This is a genomic window from Desulfovibrio sp. JC022 (assembly GCF_010470665.1).
In the GTDB taxonomy this organism is placed as follows: domain Bacteria; phylum Desulfobacterota; class Desulfovibrionia; order Desulfovibrionales; family Desulfovibrionaceae; genus Maridesulfovibrio.
Genome location: NZ_VOPZ01000001.1, coordinates 242,202 through 260,178 on the forward strand (window position 1 = coordinate 242,202; position 17,977 = coordinate 260,178).

A 17,977-nucleotide genomic window follows, 5' to 3' on the forward strand; every position below is an offset into this window, starting at 1 on the left:
TGTTAGCCGACAATTTCAGTGCCGATACCACTTTTGGTGAAAAGTTCGAGCAGCACGCAGTTTTCAACCCGTCCATCAATGATGTGCGCTTTTTCAACGCCGCTGTGAACCGCTTCAAGGCAGCAGCTCAGTTTGGGAATCATGCCGCCTTGCGCCACACCGGAGTCGATTGCTTCGGCTGCTTCTCGGCAGGTCATGGAGGAGACAAGATTCTTGTCCGCATCCAGCAATCCCTGAATATCGGTCAGCAGATGCAAGCGTTTGGCGTTCATGGCAGCTGCAACAGCCCCGGCTACGGAATCAGCGTTAATGTTGTATGTTGAACCTTCGTCGTCAACTCCTACTGGTGCAATAACCGGGATGAATCCGTCTTTTTGCAGAGATTCGATCAGGGTGGTGTTGACCTCGGTCACTTCGCCCACCTTGCCGAGGTCGATGATCTCAGGGGATTTTGTTTCGGATTCGATGACCAGTTCTTTCTGCTCGGCCTTGATAAGCATCCCGTCCTTGCCGGAAAGTCCTACCGCCTTGCCGCCTTGCAGGTTGATCAGGTTGACAATCTGTTTGTTGACCTGCCCCACGAGGACCATTTCAACAACGTCCATGGTGGCTTCATCGGTGACCCGGTAGCCGCTCTTGAACTGGCTGTCGATATTCAGCGCGCTGAGCATCTTCTGGATCTGGGGGCCGCCGCCATGCACTACCACCGGGTTGATGCCGATGTATTTGAGCAGGATGATGTTCAGGGCGAATGCTCGCTTCAGGTTTTCATCGATCATGGCATTTCCGCCGTACTTGATGACAATTGTTTCTCCGTAAAATTCTTTGATGTACGGCAGAGATTCAATCAGAAATTTAGCCCGTATAATATCTTGTTCCATGTCCATGTCGATTTGTTCTCCTGAAGCTTTTGCTGTGAGTGAGCGGATAGCGGTTCCGCATCGTCAGCTATCTATAATTTAAAAGTCTGGTGAGGGGAAGGGGTGCGTTTGTTGGGCTTGGATTGGCATGATTATAATTAAAAAAGCCGCACTACCATTCAGGTAGCGCGGCCTTCATACTGACATGAAGAAGTTGACTGTTTTTATTCGCCGATGGGCAGGACAGTGCGTCCGTACTGTTCATTGATGACTTCAGCCATGGCAAGATAGCATGCGGAAGCTCCGCAGATTATTCCTTCCCATCCGGCAATTGTCCCGATGAAGTGGCTGCCGGAGAAATCTCTTACCGCCAGCAGGAAGAAGAGCACTGTCAGGGAAAAGAAGATGAACTGAAGTACTTTGTTGCTCTTTAGAGTTCCGAGGAACATGAACATGGTGAAGAGTCCCCACATAAGTAGGTACCAGCCCATGTATGCGTGCGGGGTGGGATCGGCAATCCCCATCTTGGGCATGACGATCAGGGCAACCAGGGTCAGCCAGAACAGACCGTAGGAAGTGAAGGCGGTGGTCCCGAAGGTGTTGCCTTTCTTGAATTCCATTATTCCGGCGATGATCTGTGCGATACCGCCATAGAAAATTCCCATGGCCAAAATCATGGAACTGATGGGGAAAAATCCTGCGTTGTGGATGTTCAGCAGGATGGTGGTCATGCCGAATCCCATCAGGCCGAGCGGGGCGGGGTTTGCGAGTTTTGAGTCCATTTGTCTCTCCTAAAATAATTCTTTCAAAACACACCTGATCCGGGCTCCCGCCGTCGGTGGGTTACAGCGGAAATGTGAGTGGTGGTGTTTGGTGGAATGTGGGTGTGTTTTGTGGGTAGTGAACGCTCATTCAGCTAAATTAAAATGAGTTTAATTGCAAGTGATAAATTAGGCAGACACCAGTATTGAGCTGAATTAATGGTTGTCGTAATTATAAAAAATGAATGCCTAATCAGTGCTTGCGTTGCTTTTACTGCCGGATAATCTTTTTTCTTCGAAGAAAATGGTTTATGATGTTTATGACATAAATTACCGGGATAATATGGTGCGTATTTCCCGGTTACAACATTGTCCTGACTAAATCTGAAATAGTGGGAAGGAAGCACAGATGACTGTATCCGCCATGACTTTAATCACTCTCGGAATGCTGTTCATGGTCGGTTTTTTAGCTGACACCATCGGCAGGAATACCCCTATACCACGAGTTTCGATCCTCATGGTTGCGGGATTTCTGATTGGTCCGTCCGGATTCGATCTGCTTCCGGTTTCCACTCGGAGCTGGATGCCTGTTGTTGCAGATATGGCCTTGGTTATGATCGGATTTCTGCTGGGCAGTTCGTTGCAATATGCGTCTTTGCGCCGTTCAGGTATGCTGGTGCTCTGGATAACTCTCGGGGTGGTGGGGGCTACGGCGGTGATCGTTGGAGGCGGGCTCTGGTTGGCAGGTATCCCTTTGCCGTTAGCCTTGATTTATGGCGGCATAGCCCCGGCAACCGCTCCTGCTGCTACCGTGGATGTGGTTCATGAGGTCAATGCCAAGGGACGTTTCACTGAAGTCCTACTTAAAATTATTGCCCTTGATGATGCTCTCGGCCTAATAGTTTTCAGTCTTATGCTGGCAGCGGCTCAGATGTTGGCCAGCGGTGGCGGTGGCAGCTTTGAGACTCTTGTGCACGGCGGTAAGGATATTGTGTATGCAATTTTTGTGGGGGCTGTGCTTGGTGCACCCATGAGTTATTTGACCGGATATTTGAAGTCCGGGGAGCATACTTTGCTTGAAGCTTTGGGCATGGTCTGTATCTGCGGCGGCGTTGCCATGTGGCTGGATGTTTCCTTTTTGCTGGCGGCTATGACCATGGGGATGGTGGTGGTCAATCTTGCCAAACGCATGGATTGTTCTTTTTATTCAATACGGTCTATTGAATGGCCCATTGTAGTGCTTTTCTTTTTATTTGCCGGAGTAAATATCGAGGTTGAACATATTTACGTTAACCAGAAGCTGATCATGTTTTATATTCTGCTGCGCATAGGCAGTCGTTTTGTGGGAGGTCTTCTTGGAGCGAGAAAAGGGGGGGAAAGTCTGTTTTTCGGCAAGTGGATGAGCATGGCCCTGATGCCGCAGGCCGGGATTGCCCTAGGGATGGCTCTCACAGCTGCGCACAGGTTTGAGGAGTTTCAGTCTGTGGTTTCTGTTATTGCGGCTACGACGGTTTTTTTCGAGATCGCGGGCCCCATATGTACTCGTTTTGCCTTGAACAAAGTGGGAGATATAACCCCTGGGGAAAAACGGAAGATCAATCGCGAAGGTTGTTCGTTTTAACTTGAAAAGTTTGATGTATAAGTTTTAATTATGTTGAATAACAAAGCAAAATCTATTAAAAGTAATCAAAGATAGTTAGTTTTTATCACTTGATGGAGTTCTCATGGATCAGAATAAAAGACGCAGAATCCGAGTTAATGCAGGCTTCAGGGTTGTGCTGCATAAAGAAGACATTGATGCTTTTGTGGAATCACACAACCTTAGCTTGAAAGGAATTCTTTGTGATCCGGTGAGGGGGTTCTTTGTGGGGGATGAATGCGAAATTTCCATTCCGCTCTCCGAGGAAGCCATAATCAGAGTCAACGCAAAGATTGTCCGCTCTGATGAGACCGGTCTGGCTGCGGATTTTCATCATATGGATGAGAATAGTTTTACTCATTTGCGTCGTTTGATTCAGTTCAACGCTGAAGACGCGGACTCAATAGACAACGAGCTTACTTCACCCGCTTTTGATGCTTGATCGTCGGTATGCACAGGCTGGCGGGTTTGAAGAGGCATAGTTCGTAAGCCCGGGCCATTTTTTTCGCCTTTGTAGAAGGCAGGCCGCAGTCCACGAGTCTGCAATATATGTGGAGTGGATTGAAGATGTGCTCCATAAAGGCGATAAATCCAACTTTCATTTTTTCGAACAATCCCTGTTTAAATTGATCCCCGGCAGGAGGAGCTCGAAAATGAACAAAATTTTGTTTTCAGTCAATTATTGCACATGTCATAGTGCTATTGCGCTGTCTCAGCTTCAAATCCTCGCAAAAACATAGTGGAAATTACCAGCATCATTGCGGCTACCACAGCTCCGGCATAGAATACTGCTTGCAGGTTGAAGCCGGAGTATATCAATCCCATTAAAATAGGGGCAATTGTCTGGCCCGCGCGGAGCAGCATTCCGTTTACGGACATGAATACCGCTCTCTGTTCCATGGGGGCTATTGCCGTGAGCATGGACATGGAGTTGGGCAGGTTCAGCCCTTGTCCCAGCCCGAAAACGCAGACCGGAAGAATACACCACAAAGCCGAATCCGCAGCCGGGAGCATGATCATGGACGCTCCGTAGGCAAAGGCGGATATGGAAATCATGAGCGGCTGGGACATGAAGTGAGCCAGTCTGCCCATCTGAGAGGCTGCCAGTGCAGTAATAAAAGATGCACTTGAAATAACCAGCCCGATCATGAGCGGAGAAGCCTCGAACCGCGAATTGAGCAGCAGGGGCAGGTAGGTCACAATTGGTCCGTAGAGAATAATAAAAGTCAGCAGGGATATTGCGAACAGGCTTAAGACTTCCTTGCAGCGCATGCCGGCAAGAGCGTCCTTCATGTATTTTTTAAAATTTCCATCAGCAGACGGTTCCGGGTTGTCCAGCCGGAAAGCCACCAGCCATGCCAGTGGAAGGGCTGTTAGCGATAGCAGAAAAGGTGCTTCCCAACAGATCTGGGCCAGTATTCCCCCAATCGCAGGGAAGATAGCGGTTCCCATACTCAAGACCCCGGCATTGAGTCCCATGGCTTTGATTCTCTCCTTACCGCTGAAAAGGTCCCCGATAATGGTCAGGTTGATAACCCCGATGGCAGCGGCACCGATTCCTTGAATAAAGCGGAGTAACAGCAGGGAATGGAAATCCGGGGCAAAGAAACAGGCTGTCCCGGCGATCCCGAATAAAATTAATGAAGGCACAAGTATTTTTTTACGACCCAGTCGGTCTGCAAAGATCCCGGCTAAGGGGGCGAATATGATGCCCGGCAGAGTAAAAATAGTGAATATAAGCCCGATTGTTGATGCGGAAATACCGAATTCGCGGATCATTTCCGGCAGGGCCGGAATGATGCTTGAAACACCCATGATCGCCATGAGCGTAACTGAGAAAACGATTTGTAAGTTCTTGTTTTTATATAAAGCGTCCATCTGCGGTCAGTCCTTTGGGGTAAAGTGAATCACGAAAGCTACTCCCAAATGAACCTCTTAGCAACAGCCGGAAAGGACTGAAAAAAGCTAATGCTACAAAAATATGGAATTACGTACTGTTGTCGGGTAATAATGGGGCATGCCCGAATCAAATAAAGAACTCAGATACAGCCCGTTCCTGTTTAGACTCTACCATTTTTTTAAGAACAGCCCGTCGAAATTCACGGTCCTGCTTGGATTTCTGGTGGGGCAGATATTTATTAGCCCCATTGCCGGGGATTCCTTGTTTTTACAGCAGGTATTGTATTTTTATACCTATCTGGTCTTGCTTTCCGCTGTTTCGGCAATAGTGGTCAATAAAGCCAAACTTTATGCTTATTTCGGACTTTATGGGGTTTCGCTGGTCAGTTCTATCCTGTTTTTTAAGACGAGGTCCATGCTCTGGTTGGCGGGTAGTGAAGTGGCTGATATGCTCATGTTGCTTATCACCATCTGGGGCATACAGCAGTTCATGTGGCGGCAGAAAAGAGTTACCCGCGATTTGATTTCCGGGGCCATATGCATTTACATGCTGGCCGGACTGGCTTGGTCCGATGCTTACAGTCTGTGCGAGATTTTAAAAGACGGATCATTTTCCGGAATTGATATTACTGAGAATGTTTTCGCTGTGCGCGGGGCTTTAACTTATTTCAGCTACGTGACAATGCTTACCGTGGGCTACGGGGATATCCTGCCGGTGTCGTTCATGGCTCGTTCTCTCTCGATCCTGCAAGGCCTTTTCGGGCAGATGTATCTGGCAGTATTCATTGCAGGAATCCTCGGGGCGTTCCTTTCTCAGCAGCATTTGGGCTCTGCCGGTGAAAAGCCGGGAGGGCTAGGTGATGAACCGGAGAATGAGCGGCATGAAGCAGGAGGACCTTAAGTCCAGCCGTTGAAGTCGCTTAACTGTCTTTTCTGGTTACTGCCGAATTGTTCCTTTTCTTCGTTACCGTATAGCTCGGTGACTTTTACCGGAGAGTAAAAAGCCTGCTGAGTTGAGCTCTCCTGAAGAGCCAGAGTCATCGGCACATCCCTTATGGGACCCAGTTGAATGTTCATCGGACCTGCTTCCTGCCCCTGTTGAGATTTCTGATAATCCTGATAGGCCTGTTCTTCTTCAACAGTGGTGTATGATATTCTGGAAAGCTTCATTACTCCCAGTTCTGATTTTAGGGCTTCAAAGTATGCTTCACCGCCTTTGAACAGGTATTTTGAAAAATCATCATCTTTGCCTTTGTTGGCTTCATTCAGCTTATCTACAGATTTCTGCGAGAGGGCGCCAATTTCCGAGTTTTGCCTTTTGTAGGCATTGCTTCTGTTGATTTTATCTTCCGCTCTGGAGTTGGCATCCCCACCGAAAATATTGTCTCTGGCAAATTGGGCGGTGGCATGGGTCACGCTTTCTGAGCTTTCGGAGTAGCGGTTGCGGCCCGCATTTTTGAGTTTGCTTTTAGATTGCTCTCGTCCTGTTTCGAGGGAGGAACTGACCCGTTGGGCAAGTTCTTTGTCGGAGATATCGTATTCAGCAGTTGCGGTCTTGGCCCGTTCAATAGCCCGCTGCACGTAGGGCAGGGCACTTTCAGGTTCTTCCCCTTTTGCGTAGGTGGTGCGGTGCTCGGCAACATACATGTCTTTAAATCTATCACGAACTTTGTTCCAGAAGCTGTCCTTGACTGATTTCGCCAGACTCTGAACCCGTTCAATAACTTCTTCTTTGTCCCCGGTGAAGAATTTGTCGATGATATTTCTGGCACCCTTGAAATCTTGCCCTTCAATCGCCGCGGTCAGTTCCTTGATGTGTTTGTCGTACTCAAGCCCGGATTTACCAGAAAGGAAATTTTCGTTGCCCTCCTTAAATATCTTCTCCAGCCCTTCTTGAAGTTCATTGGATTTTTGATCAACTATTTCGGCAATATGAAATTCAATTGTTTCCCAATCCACCGGTTTAATAACCTTCAGTTCTTCCTTACCGTTAACTGATTTGGCAGTGGATGCTTTTGCGGAATCCTCTTCTATTTTACGTGAAGATGTTTCCTGACTTGTGCGGAAATTGAAGCTGCCTACGTTACTTTGGTTGGTGGAATTGATCTGCATGGTTTACCTCGGTTAAATTTCCCAGTCGATTGAAGGGTAAATATCTTCACTATATGTGTTTATGTATTGAGCAGCTTGCTTCTCGGTATTTTCATTTTGCTGTGATGATTCAAGCATGCCCTCTACGTTCAAAGACAGCAGTTGCGGATCAACACCGTTTTTTAATTGCTGCTCCATGGGTGATAATGTGGATTGGACCTGTTCTTGGGAATTGTCCGGTTTCTCGACAACTCTGGGGCTGGCGGCCAGCTTGAGCTTGTCTAATTCTTTGACAAAAGAATCCGTTCTGCCGCGCATGAATTTGGTGAATTTATCAGCCTTGCGGGTATTTTGGTGCCGCAGCCGATTCAGCTGCTCTTCGGTCACACCTTCGTTGTAATAAAGTTCGTCTATATCCTTGAGGATTTTTTGATCTTCTTCGTAGTTGGAGTCATCGGTGTTGAATATCTTGCTTTTGGCAAACTCAGTTGCTGCATGAGTTACGCTTCGGGCATCTTCAGAATATTTATTCTGCCCAGCATTTTTGAGCTTGCCTTTGGCATGGGCTGCCGCACTGTTACGGGTGGCATTAACTAAATCGCTTAAATCTTCGGAAGAGAATTTTTCAACTTCATTGCGTGATTTTTCAATGGCCATTTTGGCGAGGTCGAAGGTGGAAAGGTCGTCGCGCTCCTTACCGTCAATGTACATAGTCCATTTCAGGCCGTCTTTTTTCAGAAAGTCGAGGCCATCCTCTATATTGTCCCAAAAGTTGTCCTCAGCAGCCTTGGCTAGATTTTGAAGACGGGTAATGATTTTGTCGGTGTCTCCATTGTAAAATTTGTCGATCAGCTTTTCTGCCCGTTTGAAGTCCTGTCCTTGAATTGCTTTGCCCAATTCATCTATATGTTCCCGGTATTCTTCGCTGTTGCGTCCGGCTAGCAGCTGTTCTCCATTGTCAAAGATTTTCTCCAAACCTTTTTTCAGGAAGTCGGCAGATTTGCGCATAACTCTTTCAAGCTGGAATTCAATGCTGTTCTGGGAAATTTTGCGCGGCGGCATGTCTGCTGCTGAAGTTGTAATCTCCTCGGGACGAGTGGAATTTTCATCCTTGGTATTACTAGACTTGAAAGAGCCGACTTGCATCTGGTTGGACTGATTAAAACCCTGTATACGCATGGTTATTTTCCTTCCTGATCAGAATCGGTTAAATATTCGTCCCATTTGTTCTGTTGGGTCTTATATTTATTTATGGCATCGGTTTCGTTTACATTATTTCTTTCTGAATGGTCGTCCAGAATAATGTCACTGATATTTTTTTGTAATTCTATTTGATTTTGTTGCGCTTTGACCAACGGTTGCACTGGTGCCGTAAGTGACGTCTTCCCTGATTCTGTTAACGGTGTCTGCTGCCCCGAGGCACCATCCGCTGTTACGACTCCAGATGTTTTATCTGGTGTCTCCTGCTCTTCTTCACCTTTTTTAACAAGCATGGCAGTGCTTTTCAGGGTTCCGTAAATTGAGTGGAAGCGTTTAACCCGTTCCCGTGCGTAATCGTAGAAATTATCTGTCTTACGTTTATTGCGATGTTTAAGTCTGTCGAGTTGTTCCTGATTGATTTTCTCGCCGGGTTCAAGGGCATAAATGTCGGATAATTTCTCTTTGTCTTCCTTGATGACGACATCATTGGTATTAAAAATCTTGTTGCGAGAAAATTCGGCCGCTGAAGCTGTGACGCTGGTTGCGTCCTCAGAGTATTTGTTACGCCCGGCATGTTCGAGTTTAACTTTGGCGTTGTCGACTGCGGCTTTGCGGATGGAATCGGTAATTCCTGAAAAATCCTGATCAGAAAAAGGGTTAACTTCTTCTCTCGACAGCCTCAAAGCCAGCACGGTCATCTCTTTCATTGTAATTTTTTCATACGTCTTACCATCGTATCTAAAATTATATTGAGCTCCTCCTCCCGGCAAATCAGCGATTCCATCTTCTATCTCATTCCAGAATTTGTCTTCAGTTGCTTCAGCCAGCATTTTAATTTTGCCAACAATCTTATCGGTGCTTCCACCGAAGAACTTGTCTATAAGTTTTTCTGCTTTTTTGTAGTCCTGTAGTTGTATTGCTTCGGATAGGGCATCAATGTGTTTGTCGTATTCGTTACTGCTTCTGCCGGCCAGAGTGGACTCTCCACCTATGAATATTTTGGATATTCCTTCATGCAGGAACTTGCATGATTCGTTTATGGCCATTTCGATTGTAAAACCAAGGTCGCTTTGCGATATATCTTTTTCGGTTTTGATGCCCTCTTCTATTTTCTTCTTTTCAGCAGCAATTTTGTCCGCGTTTTTCTTTTTGAAATTATCGGTAATTGTATTGATGTCGAAAGTGGAAGTTGTGGATTGTCCGAATGATGAGATACGCATGATCTTTGCCTCTCTAACTTAGGCTTAAGTGAATCTTGTATTGCGTTAATAATCGGCTGTTCTTGAGAAAACTTTATGTTTATATGATAAAAATATACATAAAAATAATTAATCCGTTCACGGCATAATTATAGGGCAAAAAAAAGGACAGGTCTTAGAACCTGTCCTAAGTGATAAACATGATGGATTTAACACGCTCAGCGGCGAAGCCCTGATGAAAAGTTTAGGAGAGTCCAGAGAACCCTTTCCAAAGGGTTCTTTGGTCCCCGAAGGGCCGCCGGAGGTTTCTTACAAAGCAGCGTCCAACAGTAGATTATCCCGGTGAATGGCTTCGGGGTAGGGGCATTTACCGAGGATCGATTCGATATTGCAGGATTTGCAGCCCATGATTTTGAGCATGTCTGCGGAGCTATAACAGGACAATCCCACAGCAAGGGACTTGCCTGAAGTGTTGACCACGCGGACAAGTTCTCCGGCTTTAAATTTTCCCTCAACTTCGGATATTCCGGCTGGTAATAAACTTTTACCCCCGGAAAGCAACGCTTTTTCAGCCCCGGAATCGATAATCAGATCACCGGCGGGATCGCAATGGTAAGCCAGCCAGTACTTGCGCCTGGATACGGATTTTTCATCAGGAACAATCCATGTTCCGCACTCTTCACCATTAAAAACGCGCTCGATAATCATGCGCTCTTTGCCAGCGAGGATAAGTGTAGGAACACCGAGTTGGGCAGCACGGTTGGCCGCACGCATCTTGGAAAACATCCCTCCTGAACCCACGGCGGTTTTGCCGTCGCACATGGCATCAAGATCGAGATCGTGTACATTCTCAATGCAGGCCAGCGGCTTGGCATCGGGATTCTTGTCCGGGTTCTTGTCAAATACGCCGTCAGCGGAAGTGAGGTTGATAAAAAGATCGGCTTCAACCACGTTGAGGATCAGGCTGGCGAGGGTATCGTTATCCCCGAATTCAAGTTCCTGAACAGCCACGGTGTCGTTTTCATTGATGATGGGGATTACCCGCCATTCAAGCAGTCTTGAAAGGGTGTTGCGGGCATTTAGAAAACGGTCGCGATGTTTGAGGTCGTCGCGAGTGAGCAGGACCTGAGAGGTCACAAGGCCGAAGCGGCGGAAGGTCTCGTCATACTCATGCATGAGCCGGGACTGGCCGATGGCCGAAGCTGCCTGCCGCGCGGGCAGGTCATCCAGCTTTGCGCCGGAAGGAATTGAATTTCGTCCGGCAGCAACAGCACCGGACGATACCAGAACTATATCGACCCCGCGTTCGTGCAGGGTCGCCAGTTGGTCGGCAAGACGGCAGATCAGGCCGAGGTTGATGCCCTCTGCCGTGGTCAGAACCGCGCTGCCGATTTTTACAACAATGCGTTTAGCTTCCTGTAATGTCTCAATCCTGTTGTTCGTCCTGCTCATCTTCTTCCTCTTGATTCATGGCTTTGAATCTGTCCCACATATCTTTGAGGAGTTCCTGAACCCCGTCACTGTGGAGGGCGGATATGAAATAAATTTTCTGACCGGCTTCGTCGGCTTTGGCCTTGATTGATTCAAGGTCTTCCTCGGAAAGAAGGTCAATTTTGTTGATGACCCGCAGCTGGGTTTTAGCGGCCATTTCTTCATCAAAAATGCGCAGCTCTTCGTCGAGCATATTGAATCCGTCCAGCGGATCTTCAAGGCTCAGGTCTTCTGCACTGAGGATATGGACGAGGAATCTGGTCCGTTCCACATGTTTGAGGAAACGGTGTCCCAGTCCCAGTCCTTCGCTGGCCCCTTCAATGAGTCCGGGAATGTCAGCGATGACCAGTTTGCTGCCCATGTCATCATCCACCACGCCGAGGTTGGGCACGAGGGTGGTGAAAGGGTAGGCCGCGATTTTGGGTTTCGCAGCGGAAATTTTAGAAATGAAGGTCGATTTACCGGCATTCGGCAGACCGAGCAGGCCAACGTCCGCAATGATCTTGAGTTGCAAGCGAATGCGTTTTTCTTCACCGGGAAAACCGTCTTCAGACTGACGCGGTGCCTGGTTGGTGGAAGATTTGAAGTGGATGTTACCACGACCACCGTCACCGCCCTTGCAGATTACTTCTTCGCGTCCTTCCTGAGTGAGATCGGCGATGAGTTTTTCAGAGCCGTCTTCAGTGTTCACTTCATATACAAGTGTACCGAGAGGAAGATCGATGATGGTATCATCAGCAGCTTTACCGTACTTATCACGGCCCATGCCCTGTTGTCCGCTCTTGGCTTCGTAGACTCTTTTAAGTCTGAAGTCGTAGAGGGTCAGAAGTTTGGAGCTGCCCCTGAAAATGAGGTCTCCACCTTTACCGCCGTCACCGCCGCTGGGGCCGCCCTTGGGGATAAATCTTTCCCTGCGGAATGCCACGCATCCGTTGCCGCCCTTGCCGGAACGTACCGTGATAGTTGCTTCATCTATGAATTTCATAACAAATACCTGATTAGGATGCGCTTCGCGCTTTGTTGGGTGATTTCTCCTCCGGCTGCCAAAGGAAATAATTTTCTTTTAGAATCCTTGAGGGGGGAAGGGGAGTGAAATCGAAAAATAAGGTTTATCTACTATAAAGAAATGCTGCCGAAAAGACACGAAAAGGCAGGGGACGCATTGTGTAATGCGACCCCTGCCTGAAAAAAAGCTTTCGCCTGATGTCTAGGCTTCGGCAGGAACGATGTGTACTCTGGTTTTAACGCGGTTTTTGCGAACGTACTTTTCGTACTTCACAACACCGTCAACCAGTGCAAACAAGGTCCAGTCTTTACCGGTGCCAACGTTTGTACCTGCGTGGACTTTACTACCAACCTGGCGAACAAGGATGTTGCCAGCCAGTACTTCCTGACCACCAAAACGTTTTACACCACGTCTTTGGGCATTACTATCGCGACCGTTTTTCGAGCTACCGCCCGCTTTCTTATGAGCCATTATTAGCCTCCTTAGTAGGTTCTGTCGTCAAGCTTAAGCCTGAATGGCTTCCACTTTGATTCTTGTGTAGTCCTGACGATGACCCTGTTTGGTCTGAGAGTCTTTCCTGCGTCTTTTTTTGAAAACGATGATCTTTTTATCACGACCATGTTCTACGATAGAGCAAGATACTTTCGCACCTTCAACATAAGGAGCACCGATTTTGACGTCTTCGCCCTGACCGATAAGAAGAATTTTATCCAGATCGACTTTAGTGCCTGCTTCAGCGTCCATTTTCTGGACATTGAGTTCCAGACCTTCTTCAACGCGGAACTGCTTGCCGCCAGTCTCAATTATTGCATACATTTTTTGCTTACCTCCGTCACGTAAGAGAGGGGAAGATATTCGTATCTAGATGGAAAAGTCAAGTAGGAATTAAACTTTTTTTTCAGAATTTGTTATCTTACCCAGAAGTTGAGTGACAGGCGGTTGATTACCCTTACTGTTTCTAATCACCGGGCAATTGCGCCCCATACACTCTTTATTTGTTTTCATTTGATCGCATAGTATATGCGCATCTGCCTTAAGGCGCAAGCCCAGAACATCTTCTGAAACCTGCGCCGCAGCCTTCAGGGCCAGCCAGCAGTCTCGCTGGCAGCAGCGTGCAGCTTCTATGTCCGCAATCAGTTTCAAGGCAGCGAGAGTTCCCTTCTGGGCAATGGAGCGTTCAGACGCTGTAAGGGGGGTTGCTTCCAGAATGGCACTCATGGCCGTACCTACGCCGATGGCTGCTCCACAGACTCCCATGAATCCGCAGAACCCTCCGGCAACTTTTGCGCCGCGTGATACTGCCGTATCAATGACCTTTTCGTCAATACCCCCGCCGCTGTTTTTATAGGCAGCGGCAATTATGCCCGGAACAAGGGCATGGTGTTCAGGTCCGTGCATGGGAATTGCCGGATGGCTGCGTACTTTTTTAAGCAGCTCAATCATATCGGTTTCCGTGCTGGATTTCAGCAGATGGGGCAGTACTTCCATAGCGTCTTTGCTGTGGCATTTATCGCAGACAAAATGACCGTCCACGCAGTGTGCGTTGGCTTCATGTTCTTCCCCGCAGAAACAACAGACCATTTTTCGGTACTCGGTCAGGTACTCAAGCTCCGCACTGCAGACCATGCACCCTTCCATGTTTTTCAAGGAGGGGGCTACTGAATTGTTTTCTTTTTCCGGCTTGGGGTTGTCAAAGGAATCCGGGGTGGGGCAGCAGCAGGATTCGCCGATGAAAATATTATCTACCGCACCTTCATTATTTATAATGAATAATTGTTCACCCAGGAGATTTGCTTCCTGTTCCGGGATTTCCGCCACATTACCGGGGCTGAGCATGGTCCCGCCGGATGTGACAGCGGTAGCCAATGGACCACGGTAAACTGCCTTGACCGTATTCCCTTCATCCGGCTTGCGGGCTGAAAAAGTCAGGGAGAAGAACTGGTGTCCGCCTACGGTGCGGTAAGGAAAACGCTTGATCATGATCAGGGATTCAAAACCAGATTCTTCGAGCAGGCCGCAGAGATTCTTCTGAGTCTGCGCTCCGGCAATGCATTCTCCGTGCAGGGTGTCATCATTGCGGATTTCCGGCCCCGGTTCGGTTTCGCAGACCACGTCTGAAATGGTCAGTCTGCCTCCGGGTTTGAGTACCCGGAACATCTCGGCAAAGGTGCGTCGTTTGTCGGTGGAAAGGTTGAGTACGCAGTTGGAGAGCAGCAGATCGGCGGTACCTTCATCAAGGGGTAGGGATTCAAGGTAGCCCTTGCGGAAATCCATGTTGTCGTAGCCCAGTGATTCTGCAACCGCTGCCTGACCTTCACGGGCATGGTCCAGCATGGGATCAAGCATGTCGATTCCGGTCACTTTGCCTTTAGGTCCGACCATCTTGGCGGCAATAAAGCATTCAATACCCCGTCCGCAGCCGAGGTCTACCACGTGTTCATCCTCTGAAATTCCGGCATCCATGATCGGGGAACCGCATCCGTAGCCCCGGAATCTGTATTTTGCGGGAATATGGGCCATCAGGTCCGCTGTGTATCCTGCTGGATTGATAATATCTTCATTGGCTATGCCGGCAGCTTCAGTGTAAAAATCTTTGACCACTGCAAGACTGTTGTTTCCGGCAACGGCCAGCAGGCAGTTTGTGTGGGTCAGGGCCACCGGGCCATGTCCGGAACAGCGGTCCAGCTTGTCTCCCATTTTAAGGAGCAGGTGCGGTGCGTCGAATTTTCGAGATTCAGTAGCCTTTCGGGTGATCAGCTCAAGAGCTAACTTTTCATAAAGCGGACTGTATGGATCGTCGCCCATGAAGCTTTCTTTGTGCATGTAGCTGTGGTCGGTATCGCCGCCGCCAAGGAGCAATTTAAAAGGTGTATTGAGATCTTTACCACTGCTTTTGCGCAGCTTTTCAAGACAGGCACTTTCTTTCCATGCTTGATCTAAGTTATCATTAATACAGGTGGATAGTTCTTCAATGCCGACTGTAGCAGCAGAAGGGTATAAATTTTCATCCGGGCCGACAGCTAAAGATTCCCACCCGGCAGTTGAACCGTCGTGTATCGTTCCGCAGGGGGCGAAAATCATACTTTTGACTGCTTCAACATTGTCGATGGTCACTCCGGTTCGCTCTCCGGTTTCCCATGCTTCCAGAAGGTGGGGATAGATTTTATCGGGTTTGACGAATTCATTTGATTCACCACGACCGCGCACGAAATACCACATGAAATGTACATTTGAAGCCCCGGTACGGGCCGCAAATTCCACCACATCCTTCATTTCGTGTACATTTGCATTGGTTACGCACATGGAAAGGGTGAAGGGGATTCCTTCGTCTGAAAGCCAGTTCAGGGATTTTACAAGAGCCTTGAACATGCCTTCGCCACGTAGTTTGTCGTGGGTTCTGCCTATGCCGTCCACACTGATCTGCAAATGCAAACGGTTGAAGTCGTAGTGATGTTTTGAAAAGAAATTTTTAACGGTCAGCCCGTTGGTCAGTATCGCCACATGACTGGATTCAATGTGCAGCATGCGGGTCAGGATTTTATCCAGTCCCTTGTGTACCAGCGGCTCTCCGCCTGTAACGGCGAACATTTTGCAGCCCAGTTGTTCAGCTTGGGCAGTAAGTTCAAGCACTCTTTCTGTTTTCAGTTCTCGTTTGGCTTGCGGTGAAGAGGAGAACAGGCAGTGGGTGCAGGCCATGTTGCAATTGTCGGTAATGTGGAACCAGAGTTCTCGCAGATTATCGGTCTTCAGTAATTCGTATCTTCCGGGATAGATTGACTTGTCCGCATCAGGCAACCGCATGAGAAATCGTTTGTCTTCAATGGAGAGTTTTGCGTCGGGATTCTTCTGGATGAAATTCAGCAGGTTATCTCCGGAAGAAGTGGGGACAAACCAGTCCGGGGAATTAGGTCTGAGATATACGGGAGTGTCGTTATGGGTAATCCGGGTCCACTCTGAGATATTGAAGGACAAGGTCAGTCTCCTTGGAAGAAAATATGTATTTGTAAAATTTTGGGTAAAAAATCAAATTTACCTATAAGTAAGGGTTAGATCAAGGCCCGTGAAAGGGTAAGCACTTCAACGCGCTCTGCCCCGGCTTCAAGCAATGTGCGGGCGCATTCATCAACGGTAGAACCGGTGGTGTAAACATCATCTACGAGCAGAATCTTTTTATTCTTAACAAGGGAAGGGGCGGCGACAAAGGCGGTGTGCAGATTCTTGCGTCTTGCAGAGCCGCTGAGTTTGGTTTGGGGAATGGTTTTACGGGTACGGATAAGAGCTTTGGCTGACAATTTTGCCCCGGTGGCTGAGGATGCAAAACGGGCAAGAATAAGTGATTGGTTGAAGCCGCGTTCCCGCAGCCTTGAAGGATGCAGCGGGACCGGGATAGTTAGATCCGGGCGGTTTGTTTCCGGTATGTCCGCACAACTCCTGCTGATGAATTGCTGGAAGACGGTGTCATAACCGTATTGATTGTTGAATTTCCAGCCTAGAAGCATATCGCGTAGCAAGCCTTCATGCAGGCCAAGGAAGTATAGTCTGCTGAAGTTGCGGGGAACAGTCTGGCAGGTAATACAGGGAAGGGAAATGGCGTCCGGTGAATTTAGTTTATTGCCGCAAACAATACATATATTTTCCGGCTTAGGCTTGATGGTGCTGAGGCAGGATTCGCATAATCCTTTTTCCGTGTGAATGTTCAGACAGGCCGGGCAGCGTTTTTCTCTGAATGCTTTTTTCAATCCCGTAAGCTTGGTTACAGGGAAGATATATTGCAGGAATTTGGCAAACATCGCTTACGCGGTTGGCTGATATTTTTTAATTGTATTAATGACGTCTTCTTTTAAGATCGGCTTGAGCAGGAAGCCGTTGTAACCGGATTCAATGCAACTGGAGAGCAGCTCCGGGTCGTCCCCGGTAGTCATGGCAATAATTGGAGTCTTTATTCCCTTTTCACGTGCCTTGGTAACTACTTCGCGCCCGCCTAACTCGGGCATGTGTACGTCCATAATTATTATGTCGAAGTTGTTTGAGGTGAGCATTTCCATAGCCTCGCGACCGTCCTCTGCAAACTTAGGGGTAATACCCAGCTTGCCGAGATAGGTCTTGAGTACTAGGCGCACCGGGGCTGAATCTTCAGCTACCAGCAGTTTCATATCGGGAAAAATAACATCATCCATTATTTATATTCCTTTGCCATGCTTTTTCTCCATACCCGCTGATGAGTGCGCATTTCTCAGTATCACCCGCCAAGTCAAGCGGCTCATCAATTCCCCGGAAAGTCATAGCCGGAACAAGTTCCGCTTTGAAAAATCTTAGAAAAAATTTGAGCGAGAGTTCCGCACCCTCAAACAATTTTTCGCCTTTTGGCCTTCCTGCCAGCAAGCAGGCATAGGCGGGCCGCTGGCCCAGTCCATTCATGAGCGGGGAGTCTCCGGTTGCGGCTTCAAATGCCCATTGGCCCCGGTCAATGAAGGTCTTCAGCCGGGAGGGCAGATGGTAGAAGTATATAGGAGAGGCAAAGAAAGTGAAAGGGGCGGAAATTATTTTATTGTATAACTCCTGCGCCCCGTCTTTATCAGCAAAAATGCAGCGGTTCTCAGCTGCTGTACGGCATTTCAGGCAGCCGATACAATGTTCGAAATCCATATCGCCAAGGATGACGGTTTCCGCGTCGCCTCCGGCTTTGCGAATTCCTTTCAGGAAAAGGTCGGCAGCAAGGTCGCTGTTTCCTTTTCGGTGATGGCTGCATTTGAATATAACCGGAAGCTGTGTCATTTTTTATCGTTCTTTTTTGCCCGTGGCACTTTGCTGCTGAAAATCGCGCGGATGTG

The 17,977-nt window shown here is 48.2% G+C and carries 17 protein-coding genes; 3 read left to right on the top strand and 14 right to left on the bottom strand.

Annotated elements, in window-relative coordinates:
- Positions 1-2 precede the first annotated feature (2 nt).
- Together argB and satP are read right to left on the bottom strand one after the other, a co-directional pair.
- The gene (gene argB, locus FMS18_RS00995) at positions 3-881 is read right to left on the bottom strand and encodes an acetylglutamate kinase (RefSeq protein WP_163292253.1); all 879 of its coding nucleotides are present in this window, start codon (positions 879-881) and stop codon (positions 3-5) included.
- A gap of 203 nt (positions 882-1,084) precedes the next feature.
- A complete protein-coding gene (gene satP / locus FMS18_RS01000; RefSeq protein ID WP_163291873.1) occupies positions 1,085-1,642 on the bottom strand; it encodes an acetate uptake transporter in 558 nt (185 codons plus the stop codon).
- Between the two features lie 388 nt (positions 1,643-2,030).
- On the opposite strand from satP, the gene FMS18_RS01005 reads away from it, so the two are divergent.
- Together FMS18_RS01005 and FMS18_RS01010 are read left to right on the top strand one after the other, a co-directional pair.
- Entirely contained in the window at positions 2,031-3,242 is a 1,212-nt protein-coding gene (locus FMS18_RS01005; protein WP_163291874.1) for a cation:proton antiporter, read from the top strand.
- A gap of 103 nt (positions 3,243-3,345) precedes the next feature.
- The gene (locus tag FMS18_RS01010) at positions 3,346-3,702 is read left to right on the top strand and encodes a PilZ domain-containing protein (RefSeq protein ID WP_163291875.1); all 357 of its coding nucleotides are present in this window, start codon (positions 3,346-3,348) and stop codon (positions 3,700-3,702) included.
- A gap of 257 nt (positions 3,703-3,959) precedes the next feature.
- On the opposite strand, the gene FMS18_RS01015 is transcribed toward FMS18_RS01010, so the two are convergent.
- Positions 3,960-5,138 carry an MFS transporter gene (locus FMS18_RS01015; protein ID WP_163291876.1) on the bottom strand — a complete coding sequence of 393 codons (1,179 nt, stop codon included), beginning with the start codon at positions 5,136-5,138 and terminating at the stop codon, positions 3,960-3,962.
- A gap of 139 nt (positions 5,139-5,277) precedes the next feature.
- On the opposite strand from FMS18_RS01015, the gene FMS18_RS01020 reads away from it, so the two are divergent.
- Positions 5,278-6,060, top strand: coding sequence for a potassium channel family protein (locus FMS18_RS01020; RefSeq protein WP_163291877.1), 783 nt, complete (start codon positions 5,278-5,280; stop codon positions 6,058-6,060).
- Here the strand turns inward: FMS18_RS01020 and FMS18_RS01025 are convergent.
- The 11 genes from FMS18_RS01025 to FMS18_RS01075 all read right to left on the bottom strand — a co-directional run bounded on the left by FMS18_RS01025 (position 6,057) and on the right by FMS18_RS01075 (position 17,921).
- Entirely contained in the window at positions 6,057-7,271 is a 1,215-nt protein-coding gene (locus FMS18_RS01025) for a hypothetical protein (protein ID WP_163291878.1), read from the bottom strand. The two genes, FMS18_RS01020 and FMS18_RS01025, sit on opposite strands and share 4 nt — an antisense overlap.
- Positions 7,272-7,283: 12 nt before the next feature.
- The gene (locus FMS18_RS01030; RefSeq protein WP_163291879.1) at positions 7,284-8,429 is read right to left on the bottom strand and encodes a hypothetical protein; all 1,146 of its coding nucleotides are present in this window, start codon (positions 8,427-8,429) and stop codon (positions 7,284-7,286) included.
- 2 nt (positions 8,430-8,431) lie between these two features.
- A complete protein-coding gene (locus FMS18_RS01035; protein WP_163291880.1) occupies positions 8,432-9,670 on the bottom strand; it encodes a hypothetical protein in 1,239 nt (412 codons plus the stop codon).
- 288 nt (positions 9,671-9,958) lie between these two features.
- Positions 9,959-11,101 (bottom strand): glutamate 5-kinase, encoded by a 1,143-nt coding sequence (proB, locus tag FMS18_RS01040; RefSeq protein ID WP_163291881.1) that lies wholly within the window; start codon positions 11,099-11,101, stop codon positions 9,959-9,961.
- Positions 11,076-12,125 carry a GTPase ObgE gene (gene obgE, locus FMS18_RS01045; RefSeq protein WP_163291882.1) on the bottom strand — a complete coding sequence of 350 codons (1,050 nt, stop codon included), beginning with the start codon at positions 12,123-12,125 and terminating at the stop codon, positions 11,076-11,078. The genes proB and obgE overlap by 26 nt, the downstream gene beginning before the upstream one ends.
- Positions 12,126-12,347: 222 nt before the next feature.
- On the bottom strand, positions 12,348-12,617 hold the full coding sequence (rpmA, locus tag FMS18_RS01050) for a 50S ribosomal protein L27 (RefSeq protein WP_163291883.1): 270 nt from the start codon (positions 12,615-12,617) through the stop codon (positions 12,348-12,350).
- Between the two features lie 33 nt (positions 12,618-12,650).
- Complete coding sequence (rplU, locus tag FMS18_RS01055; protein WP_163291884.1) at positions 12,651-12,962, bottom strand: 50S ribosomal protein L21; 312 nt, start codon at positions 12,960-12,962, stop codon at positions 12,651-12,653.
- Between the two features lie 69 nt (positions 12,963-13,031).
- Entirely contained in the window at positions 13,032-16,118 is a 3,087-nt protein-coding gene (locus tag FMS18_RS01060; RefSeq protein ID WP_163291885.1) for a DUF5714 domain-containing protein, read from the bottom strand.
- A gap of 74 nt (positions 16,119-16,192) precedes the next feature.
- Entirely contained in the window at positions 16,193-16,936 is a 744-nt protein-coding gene (locus FMS18_RS01065; RefSeq protein ID WP_163291886.1) for a ComF family protein, read from the bottom strand.
- Between the two features lie 3 nt (positions 16,937-16,939).
- A complete protein-coding gene (locus tag FMS18_RS01070; protein ID WP_163291887.1) occupies positions 16,940-17,323 on the bottom strand; it encodes a response regulator in 384 nt (127 codons plus the stop codon).
- Complete coding sequence (locus FMS18_RS01075; RefSeq protein WP_163291888.1) at positions 17,316-17,921, bottom strand: flavodoxin family protein; 606 nt, start codon at positions 17,919-17,921, stop codon at positions 17,316-17,318. The genes FMS18_RS01070 and FMS18_RS01075 overlap by 8 nt, the downstream gene beginning before the upstream one ends.
- Positions 17,922-17,977: the final 56 nt, after the last annotated feature.